The sequence below is a fragment of the Roseomonas sp. TAS13 genome, assembly GCF_001950415.1.
GTDB classification, from domain to species: domain Bacteria; phylum Pseudomonadota; class Alphaproteobacteria; order Acetobacterales; family Acetobacteraceae; genus Roseomonas; species Roseomonas mucosa.
This window is the reverse complement of sequence record NZ_BDLP01000175.1, coordinates 1-8,981: the sequence shown is the minus strand read 5'-3', so window position 1 is coordinate 8,981 and position 8,981 is coordinate 1. Positions and strand designations below refer to the sequence as shown.

General features: G+C 72.3%; 10 protein-coding genes and 2 pseudogenes. 10 read left to right on the top strand and 2 right to left on the bottom strand.

Translation table 11 applies throughout. From position 1 onward, the window contains the following. The 7 genes and pseudogenes from ROTAS13_RS14090 to ROTAS13_RS28620 form a co-directional block, all read left to right on the top strand. A partial coding sequence (locus tag ROTAS13_RS14090) for an energy transducer TonB (RefSeq protein ID WP_139323360.1) occupies positions 1-372 on the top strand: 372 nt, incomplete at its 5' end. A gap of 103 nt (positions 373-475) precedes the next feature. After that, a complete protein-coding gene (hisB, locus tag ROTAS13_RS14085) occupies positions 476-1,096 on the top strand; it encodes an imidazoleglycerol-phosphate dehydratase HisB (RefSeq protein ID WP_058389046.1) in 621 nt (206 codons plus the stop codon). Then, on the top strand, positions 1,096-1,482 hold the full coding sequence (locus ROTAS13_RS28485) for a DUF2628 domain-containing protein (protein ID WP_075822648.1): 387 nt from the start codon (positions 1,096-1,098) through the stop codon (positions 1,480-1,482). Before hisB ends, ROTAS13_RS28485 begins: the two co-directional genes overlap by 1 nt. After that, positions 1,479-2,132 carry an imidazole glycerol phosphate synthase subunit HisH gene (gene hisH / locus ROTAS13_RS14075; RefSeq protein ID WP_019461455.1) on the top strand — a complete coding sequence of 218 codons (654 nt, stop codon included), beginning with the start codon at positions 1,479-1,481 and terminating at the stop codon, positions 2,130-2,132. Before ROTAS13_RS28485 ends, hisH begins: the two co-directional genes overlap by 4 nt. 20 nt (positions 2,133-2,152) lie before the next feature. Next, complete coding sequence (locus tag ROTAS13_RS14070; protein WP_019461456.1) at positions 2,153-2,704, top strand: GNAT family N-acetyltransferase; 552 nt, start codon at positions 2,153-2,155, stop codon at positions 2,702-2,704. Positions 2,705-2,706: 2 nt separating this feature from the next. Next, positions 2,707-3,423: a 1-(5-phosphoribosyl)-5-[(5-phosphoribosylamino)methylideneamino]imidazole-4-carboxamide isomerase gene (gene hisA, locus ROTAS13_RS14065; RefSeq protein WP_026033256.1), complete on the top strand. Its 717-nt coding sequence runs from the start codon at positions 2,707-2,709 to the stop codon at positions 3,421-3,423. Between the two features lie 17 nt (positions 3,424-3,440). Next, positions 3,441-3,680, top strand: a pseudogene (locus tag ROTAS13_RS28620) (HAD hydrolase-like protein); the annotation flags it as partial. Between the two features lie 57 nt (positions 3,681-3,737). Here the strand turns inward: ROTAS13_RS28620 and ROTAS13_RS14055 are convergent. Together ROTAS13_RS14055 and ROTAS13_RS14050 are read right to left on the bottom strand one after the other, a co-directional pair. Then, entirely contained in the window at positions 3,738-4,196 is a 459-nt protein-coding gene (locus ROTAS13_RS14055) for a RidA family protein (RefSeq protein WP_019461458.1), read from the bottom strand. A 16-nt stretch (positions 4,197-4,212) separates the two neighbouring features. Further along, positions 4,213-5,271, bottom strand: a complete 1,059-nt coding sequence (locus ROTAS13_RS14050; RefSeq protein ID WP_075822647.1) for a D-TA family PLP-dependent enzyme — start codon at positions 5,269-5,271, stop codon at positions 4,213-4,215. A gap of 258 nt (positions 5,272-5,529) precedes the next feature. Here ROTAS13_RS14050 and glk point away from each other — a divergent pair, with 258 nt between their 5' ends. The 3 genes and pseudogenes from glk to hisF all read left to right on the top strand — a co-directional run. Further along, entirely contained in the window at positions 5,530-6,510 is a 981-nt protein-coding gene (gene glk, locus ROTAS13_RS14045) for a glucokinase (RefSeq protein ID WP_019461460.1), read from the top strand. Positions 6,511-6,653: 143 nt separating this feature from the next. Beyond that, a complete protein-coding gene (locus tag ROTAS13_RS14040; RefSeq protein ID WP_075822646.1) occupies positions 6,654-8,246 on the top strand; it encodes an ABC transporter substrate-binding protein in 1,593 nt (530 codons plus the stop codon). 196 nt (positions 8,247-8,442) lie between these two features. After that, positions 8,443-8,940: pseudogene (gene hisF / locus ROTAS13_RS14035) on the top strand (imidazole glycerol phosphate synthase subunit HisF); the annotation flags it as partial. Positions 8,941-8,981: the final 41 nt, after the last annotated feature.

Below are 8,981 nucleotides of genomic sequence, written 5' to 3'. Positions count from 1 at the left end.
TCGCCTTACGGTGGAGCTGTGCGTAGATGTGATCAAGAGACAGCCGACCTCGGGACCTCGGTGAGGATCCAGGGCGCCAATCCGGGCGCCGACTGGATGGCCGCCTTCCGCGCCTGGCTGGACCGGAACGGCTACTACCCGCAGATGGCCGCCATGGCGGGGGAGGACGGCACCGCCACCGTGCGCTTCACCGTGCTGAAGAACGGGCGGGTGCAGGACCTGCGGCTGGTCAGCCGGTCCGGCTCCAAATGGCTCGACATGGGCGCGCAGGCCATGCTGCGGGACAAGACCCTGCCGCCCTTTCCGGAAGGGACCAGGGCCGACAGCACGGAGATCACCCTGACCATCGACTACATCCTGATCCGCCGCTGAACCCATGCCGGCCCGGCCTCCTGCCGGATGCCGGCGGGCGGCGGCTTTCCCTGGCCGCGCCTCCCTCTTCCCCCGGTTGCCCCCTCGGGACTAAACGGACGCCATGAATGCCGTCCCCGCTCCCCTCGCCCCCCGCATCGCCGAGATCGTCCGCGAGACGGGCGAGACCGCCATCACGCTCCGCCTCGACCTCGACGGCACGGGACAGGCGGAGATCGCGACGGGCATCGGCTTCTTGGACCACATGCTGACGGCGCTGGCCCGCCACGCCATGTTCGACCTCAGGGTCGAGGCGCGGGGCGACCTGCATGTGGACTTCCACCACACCACCGAGGATGTCGGCATCGTGCTGGGCCAGGCGCTGCGCCGCACGCTGGGCGAGAAGCGCGGGATTCGGCGCTACGGCCATGCCGTGGTGCCGATGGACGAGGCACTGGCCGAGGCGGCGATCGACCTTTCGGGCCGCCCCTTCCTGGTCTGGCAAGTGCCCTTCGAGCGCCCGAAGATCGGGGAGATGGACACGGAGCTGTTCGAGGAGTTCTTCCGCGCCCTTTCCTCCAACGGGCTCTTCGCCCTGCATGTGATGCTGCGGCACGGGCACAACGCGCACCATGTCGCCGAGGGCTGCTTCAAGGCCGTGGCCCGCGCGCTGCGCCAGGCGGTGGAGCCCGACCCCCGCGCGGCGGGGGCGATCCCCTCGACCAAGGGAATGCTGGAGGCGTGATGCGGGTCTTCACCATCCACACGCCGCCCCGCACCTCCGTTCCCGTCACGGGCATGGCGCCCCGCGCGGCGGAGCCCGTGCTGGTGCCGGAAGGCTTCTCCTTGGCCGCCTTTCTGTTCGGCCCGCTCTGGTTCCTGTTCAAGGGCCTCTGGTGGGGCCTGCTCGGCTGGATCGTGCTGGCCGTGGCCATCGCCTTCCTGCCCGGTGCCTCATCCTCCTGGGCCGGCCTCGCCCTGGCGCTGCTGACTGGCTTCCAGGCCCGCGACGTGCAGCGCTGGACGCTGGCGCGGCGCGGCCTGCCGGAATCCGGCGTGGTGGCCGGGGCGGACGAGGAGGTGGCGCTGCTGCGCCTGGGTGGACGATCCCCGGCCGGGAGGCCCGCATGAGGATCGCCGTCATCGACACCGGGGCGGGCAACCTCGCCTCCGTGCTGCGCGCCTTTCGCCGGGCGGCCGGGGAGGCCGGCCTCGCGGCGGCGATCGACGTCACCACCCGGCCGGAGGATGTCACGGCGGCGGACCGCGTCGTGCTGCCGGGCCAGGGTGCCTTCGCCGCCACCCGCCACGGCCTGGACGCGCTGCCGGGCATGGAGGAGGCGCTGCGCGAGGCAGTGGAGCGGCGGGGCCGCCCCTTCCTGGGCATCTGCGTCGGCATGCAGCTGATGGCCGAGCGCGGGCTGGAGCACGGCAGCCATCCCGGCCTGGGCTGGATCCGGGGCGAGATCGCGCCGATGGACCCGGTCGGGCCTGATGCCTCCCCGCTGCCCCTGCCGCAGATGGGCTGGAACGGGCTGGACCTCGCGGCCCCTTCGCACCCGCTTCTGGCCGGGGTGGCGCCCGGGGAGCACGCCTATTTCGTGCATTCCTACGCGCTCCGCGGTGGAGCGGCCGGGGAGCTGCTGGCCAGCGCCGGCTATGGCGGGCCGGTCTGCGCCATGGTGGGGCGCGACAACCTCGCCGGCACGCAGTTCCATGTGGAGAAGAGCGGCGGCCTCGGCCTGCGCATGCTCGGCAACTTCCTGCGCTGGTCTCCGTGAACGGTCCCCTGCCCAACCCCATGCACGAGCTTTCGGTGGAGCGGGTCGATTCGCTGGACGAGGCCGACCTCGCCGAGCTCTGCGAGGCGACCGACGCCGCCATCGCCGAGGGCGGCGGCTTCGGCTGGATCATGCCGCAGGGGCGCGAGATCCTGGAGCGCCATTTCCGCGGCGTGATGCTGGTGCCGGAGCGGGAGCTCTTCGTCGCCCGTCTGGATGGCCATCCGGTCGGCAGTGCCCAGCTCATGCGCCCGCCCCGCAACAACGAGGCCCAGGCCTGGGCCGCCCAGCTCAGCCACGCCTATATCGCCCCCTATGCCCGCGGCCACGGCCTCGCGCGGCTGCTGATGCGGCGGGTGGAGGAACGGGCGGCGGCGCTGGGCCACCGGGTGCTGAACCTCGACGTGCGTGCGACGCAGCATACCGCCATCGCGCTCTTCGAGGCCTGCGGCTATATCCGGTGGGGAACCCACCCCGCCTATGCCCGGGTCGAAGGCGCCACCGTGCCCGGCCACTACTACTACAAGCTGCTGGAGCCCGGGCGGGGCCGACGCGGAAAGGACCGGATGTGAGCCTGACCATCTACCCCGCCATCGACCTCAAGGGCGGCCGTGTCGTCCGCCTCCGCCGCGGCGAGATGGACCAGGCCACCGTCTACAGCGAGGACCCCGCCGCCCAGGCCGCCAGCTTCGCCGGCGCGGGCTTCCGCTGGCTGCATGTGGTGGACCTGGACGGCGCCTTCGCCGGCCGCCCGGCCAATGCGGCGGCGGTGCGCGACATCCTCGGCGCCACCTCGCTGCCCGTGCAGCTCGGTGGCGGGGTGCGCGACATGGCCACGCTGGAATCCTGGCTGGAGGCCGGGGTGGCGCGGGTGATCCTGGGCTCCGCCGCCGCCAAGGACCCGGATTTCGCCCGTTCCGCCTGCCGCGCCTATCCCGGCTGCGTCGCCATCGGCATCGACGCCAAGGGCGGCCACGTCGCCACCGAGGGCTGGGCGGAGGTCGGCGAGATGACGGCGCGCGAGCTGGCGCTGCGCTTCGAGGATGCCGGTGCGGCCGCCATCATCCACACGGATATCGACCGCGACGGCATGCTGGGCGGCGTGAACGTGGAGGCCACGGCGGCGCTGGGCGCGCGGCTCACCACCCCGGTCATCGCCAGCGGCGGCGTCGCGGGGGTGGAGGACATCACCGCCGTGCGCGAGGCCGGGACGATCGAGGGCGTCATCGTCGGCCGCGCCCTCTATGACGGCCGCCTGACCCCGGCCCAGGCGCTGGCCGCGGCAGGCTGAGCGCCGCGTGCCAGCCGGTGGCGGACGCCCCGCCCGCCCCGCCCTACGCGCTGGCGGCCTTCGACTTCGACGGCACGCTTGCCGACAGCTTCCCCTGGTTCGCCGGCGTGTTGAACGGGGTGGCGGACCGCTACGGCTTCCGCTGCACCCGGCCGGGCGAGGCGGAAGGGCTGCGCGGCCTGGAGGCGGGCGCCATCCTCGACCACCTCGGCGTCGCGCGCTGGAAGCTGCCCTTCATCGCGCGGCACATGCGGCGCCTGGCGGCCCGTGACGCCGACGCGCTGCCCGCCCCGCAGCGATCCGCTGCTGGCGCGTCAGTCGAGGATGCGGATCACCGCCTCGATCTCCACCGGCACGTCGGAGGGCAGCGAGCCCATGCCGACCGCCGAGCGGGCATGGCGCCCGCGCTCGCCCAGCACATCGACGAACAGGTTGGAACAGGCGTCGATCACCTTGGGCTGGTCGCCATAGCCCGGCGCGGCGTTCACCATGCCGAAGACCTTCAGCACCTCCACCTTCTCCAGGCTGCCCGCCGCCGCCCTGGCCACGGCCAGGATATGCAGCCCGCAGAGCAGGGCGGCCTTGCGCGCCGCCTCCAGGTCCAGGACGGTGCCGACCTGCCCGGTGATCAGCGAGCCGTCTGCCAGCCGCGGCACCTGGCCGGAGATATAGACCGTGTCCCCCGCCCGCCGGAACGGCACGTAGGAGAAGAGCGGCTTGCCCAGCACGGGCAGCTCGTGGCCGAGTTCGCGGAGCTTCGCTTCGGCGTCCATCGTTTCTCTCCCGGCCTCAGCGCGTCATGCCGCGGGCCGGGATCGGCCAGGAGCCGACCACCTCGCCATCGCGGGCGAAGACCACCTCGTCATGCAGGTTGGTCACCACGCAGGTGTGGTTGGGGATGATCCGCACGCGCTCGCCGAGCTCCGGCTTCTTCGCGCAGCGGCTGACATCCACCGTGCCGTGCTCCTCGTTCACGCGGGTGATCACCGCATCCGGGTAGTCGGGCATCAACCCGTAGCCCGGCCCGACCTCGGGCGCCACCATGTCGCTGGACAGGGTCTTGGAGCCGCAGTCGAGGATCGCGCGCCCCTCGGCCGGGCGGCTGATCACGGTGGCCCAGACCACCATGGCGCAGTCGTCCAGCGTCGCCGCGCCGGCGCCGACCATGGCGCGGTCGTTGTAGATGTAGGTGCCGACCCGCATCTCGTCGATCGGCGCGATCTCGTGCACCGCCCAGGCACCGGGCGAGCCGCCGCCGGAGAGCATCGGAATCTCCAGCCCCGCCGCCGCGAAGGCCGGCCGCGCCTCCTCCAGGAAGACCCTGGTCTGCGCCGAGGTCGGATAGGTCATCAGCCCGTCGAAGCGCAGCCCCGGCGTCGCCGCGATCTCCTTCGCCAGCGCCAGCGCCTCGCCCACCGTCTCGACGCCGGTGCGCTTGTTGCCGCTGTCGAATTCCACCACCACGCCGATCTCGGCGCCGCTCTCGCGCGCCGCCTGCGCCGCCGTGGCCAACGCCAGCGGGTTGTCCACCGCGACCCGCATCCGCACCCGCTTCGCCAGTGCCGCGAGCCGGTGCGCCTTGGCCTCGCCGATCAGCGGATAGGAGATGAAGATGTCGTCCAGCCCGGCATCGGCCATCACCTCGGCCTCGCCCAGCTTCTGGCAGGTGATGCCCTTCGCCCCCAGCTCCACCTGCCGCTGCGCCAGGCGCGGCAGCTTGTGCGTCTTGATGTGCGGGCGCAGCGCGATGCCATGCGCGTCGCAGTAGTCCTGCATCCGCTTCAGGTTGCGCTCCATCACGTCGAGATCCACCACCGGCACCGGGGTTTCCAGCTCTTCGACCCGCATCCGCCCATCCTTTCCGCAGCCCGCACCCGGAAGGGCCGGGAAGCGGCCGCCGGGATGCGTCCCCCGGGGATAGAGGGCCATCGCCCCGGCCTCAACCCCGCATCGCCCCGGAGGAAGCGCCTGCGGCAGGCATCCCGGCCCTGCCGCCTGTCGCGCGGATGCGATGGCTGGCATGGTGGACTCCGGTGCGCCGCCGGGCGAAGCCAGGCGCCGCGCCACCGGCCGCCCAGCGGCCACGCAACCACGGAGAAGGCCCGCATGGAGATCGTCACGGCCGATATCGGCGGCACCAATGCCCGCTTCGCCATCGCAGAGGTCGAGGGCGGCCGCGTCCTCTCCCTCGGCGAGCCGGTGGTGCTGAAGACCGCCGAGCATGCCAGCCTGCAGACCGCCTGGGAGGGTTTCGCCCGCCATCTCGGCCGCCCCACGCCGCCCGAGGCCGCCATCGCCGTCGCCTGCCCGGTGGACACGGAGGTGCTGAAGCTCACCAACAACCCCTGGGTGATCCGCCCGGCGCAGCTTCCCGCCCAGCTCGGGGTGGAGCACATCACCCTGATCAACGATTTCGGCGCGGTGGGCCATGCGGTGGCCGCGGTCGGGCCCGAACACCTCGCCCATCTCAGCGGCCCAGACGGGGGCCCGGACCAGCCCCTGCCGGAAAGCGGCACGATCAGCGTGATCGGCCCGGGCACCGGCCTCGGCGTCGCGCTGGTGCTGCGGCGCGACGGGCATGTCCATGTGATCGAATGCGAGGGCGGCCACATGGACTTCTCCCCGGTGGACCGGCTGGAGGACGGGATCCTGCAACGGCTGCGCGACCGCTTCCGCCGCGTCTCCTCGGAGCGTGTGGTCTCCGGCCCCGGCCTGCTCAACATCTACGAGGCCCTGGCCGCCATCGAGGGCCGCGCCCCCACCCATGGCACCGACACCGCCCTGTGGCAGGCCGCCACCTCCGGCGAGGACGCCCTGGCGGCGGCGGCGCTGGAGCGCTTCTGCCTCGCCTTCGGCACCTTCTGCGGTGATGTCGCCCTGGTGCACGGCGCCAAGGCGGTGGTGCTGGCCGGCGGCATCGTGCCCCGCATCGCCGACCGGCTCGCCGTCTCGGGCTTTGCCGACCGCTTCACCGCCAAGGGCCGCTTCGAGACCAACATGGCCGCGATCCCGGTGAAGCGCATCACTCACCCGCAGCCCGGCCTCTACGGCGCCGCCGCGGCCTTCGCCATGCACCACGCGCGGTAGGGGGTGCTTCCCCCGGCCCCGGGGGGCATCCCGCGGGGCCGCCCGCGCCAGGGCACGACAAGGCGATTAAAACACGACATCAAATAGTGTTTTCTCGCAAAACACTTTCCGTGCCGCATCCTCCGGGCTATCCCGTTGGCACCATGATTCGCGCCCGACAGAACCTCGCTCCGGCGCGCCGCGCCGCCGCCCTTGCCGCCCTTCTGGCCCTCGCCCTGCCCGCCGCGCCGCTGCGGGCTCAGAGCGTCACCATCGCCGGCGCCAGCCCTGTCGCCTCGGCCGATCCGCATATCTCCAACACCGCCTCGAACAGCGCGCTCGGCCTGCATGTCTTCGACCGGCTGGTGCTGCAGGATGCCGCGGGCAACCTGCGGCCCGGCCTGGCGACGCAATGGCGCGCCGTGTCGGACCGGGTCTGGGAATTCCGCCTGCGCCCCGGCGTGAAGTGGCATGACGGGCGCGACTTCACCGCCGACGACGTGGTCTTCACCTTCGATCGCCTGCCGAATGCCCAGGGCGGCTTCGTCAGCGCGGTCCGCCCCATCGCACGGGTGGAGGTGCCGGACCCGCTGACCCTGCGCGTGGAAATGAAGCAGCCCTGGCCGCTGCTGCCCAGCGACCTCGCCAATATCGCCATCATCGCCCGCCACGCCGCGCAGGATGCGAAGCCCGAGGACTTCAACAGCGGCAAGGCGGCGATCGGCACCGGCCCCTACCGCTACGCCTCCTTCACCGCCGGCGAACGGGCGGAGCTGGTGCGCAACGAGGACTACTGGGGCGGCCGGGAACCCTGGGCGCAGGTGCATTACCGCTTCATCGCCAATGACGGCTCGCGCGTCGCGGCACTCCTGGCCGGCGACGTGGACCTGATCGACCAGGTGCCGAGCAACGACCTCCCACGCCTGTCGCGCGACCCACGCCTTTCCGTCACCACGGTGCAGGGCACGCGGCTGATCTACCTGCAGACGGACTTTTCGCGCGAGGGCGACGTGCCCGGCGTCAGCGGCATCGACGGCCAGCCGCTCGGCCGCAACCCCTTCCTCGACCGGCGGGTGCGGCAGGCGCTGAACATCGCCATCGACCGCGAGGCGCTGGCCACGCGGATCATGGAGAACACCGCCACGCCGACCGGGCAGTGGCTGCCGCCCGGCACCTGGTCCTATGCGCCGGAAGTCCCGGTGCCGACGCACGACCCCGCCGCCGCGCGCCGCCTGCTGGCGGAGGCGGGCTTCCCGAAGGGGCTGCGCGTCACCCTGGCCACGCCGAACGACCGCTATCCCAACGACGCCAAGGTCGCCCAGGCCGTGGCGCAGATGTGGAGCCGCATCGGCGTCGCCACCACGATCGAGGCCCTGCCCTGGTCGGTCTATCTGGCACGCGGCACCAGGGCCGACCTGCCGGTCCGCCTCGGCGGCTGGGGCAGCAGCAGCAACGAGGCCTCCTCGCTCCTCCGCAACGTGGTGGCGACCTTCAGCCGCGAGGCCGGGCGCGGCCAGCCGAATTTCAGCCGCTACAGCAACCCGGCGCTGGACGGGCTGATCGACCAGGCCCTGGTCACGCTGGATGACGGGCGGCGCGAGGCTTTGCTGCGGCAGGCGACAAAGCTGGCCACCGAGGATGTCGGGCTGATGCCGCTCTTCCTGCTCAACAACAGCTGGGCCAGCCGGAAGGGCCTGCGCTACGAGCCGCGCCGCGACGAATACACCCTGGCCCAGGGGCTGCGGCCCACGCCCTGACGGGCAGTTCCGGCGGGCCCGTTTCCGGCAGGCCTCCGCAGGCCCGGGCCGGCGCGGCGCCCCGACTGGCGGCCGCATCCGGCGGCCCGGGATCACATGAGCAGGATGCACGGGTCCCAGCTTGACCCGGAACAACTTCCGGCGCATCGCGGCCTTGTCACAGTCGCTCCCTTCCCGCCCCGGAGGAACCGCCGCCCTGCTCGCCCTGCGTGTCATTCCCTGCCTCGACGTCAAGGACGGGCGTGTCGTGAAGGGGGTCAACTTCGTGTCGCTGCGCGATGCGGGGGACCCCGTGGAACAGGCCCGCCTCTACGATGCCGAGGGCGCCGACGAGATCACCTTTCTCGACATCGGCGCGACGCATGAGAACCGCGGCACCATGCTCGACGTCGTGTCGCGTACCGCGGAGAAGGTCTTCATCCCCCTCACCGTCGGCGGCGGCGTCCGCTCGGTGGAGGATGTGCGCGCCCTGCTCCTCGCCGGCGCCGACAAGGCCTCGATCAACTCCGCCGCCGTGGCCGATCCCGGCCTCGTGCGTCGCGCGGCCGAGGCCTTCGGCTCCCAGGCCATCGTGGTGGCGGTGGATGCGCGCAACGTCGTGCCCGGGAAGTGGGAGGTCTTCACCCATGGCGGCCGCCGCGGCACCGGCATCGACGCCATCGGCTGGTGCCGCCGCGTCGCGGAACTGGGGGCTGTCTCTTGATCACATCTACGCACAGCTCCACCGTAAGGCGA

Excerpts from the sequence above, each read along its gene's own strand:
- hisB (WP_058389046.1), top strand. The coding sequence starts at position 476 with ATGAATGCCGTCCCCGCTCCCCTCGCCCCCCGCATCGCCGAGATCGTC.
- ROTAS13_RS28485 (WP_075822648.1), top strand. The coding sequence starts at position 1,096 with ATGCGGGTCTTCACCATCCACACGCCGCCCCGCACCTCCGTTCCCGTC.
- hisH (WP_019461455.1), top strand. The coding sequence starts at position 1,479 with ATGAGGATCGCCGTCATCGACACCGGGGCGGGCAACCTCGCCTCCGTG.
- ROTAS13_RS14070 (WP_019461456.1), top strand. The coding sequence starts at position 2,153 with ATGCACGAGCTTTCGGTGGAGCGGGTCGATTCGCTGGACGAGGCCGAC.
- ROTAS13_RS14055 (WP_019461458.1), bottom strand. The coding sequence starts at position 4,196 with ATGGACGCCGAAGCGAAGCTCCGCGAACTCGGCCACGAGCTGCCCGTG.
- ROTAS13_RS14050 (WP_075822647.1), bottom strand. The coding sequence starts at position 5,271 with ATGCGGGTCGAAGAGCTGGAAACCCCGGTGCCGGTGGTGGATCTCGAC.
- glk (WP_019461460.1), top strand. The coding sequence starts at position 5,530 with ATGGAGATCGTCACGGCCGATATCGGCGGCACCAATGCCCGCTTCGCC.
- ROTAS13_RS14040 (WP_075822646.1), top strand. The coding sequence starts at position 6,654 with ATGATTCGCGCCCGACAGAACCTCGCTCCGGCGCGCCGCGCCGCCGCC.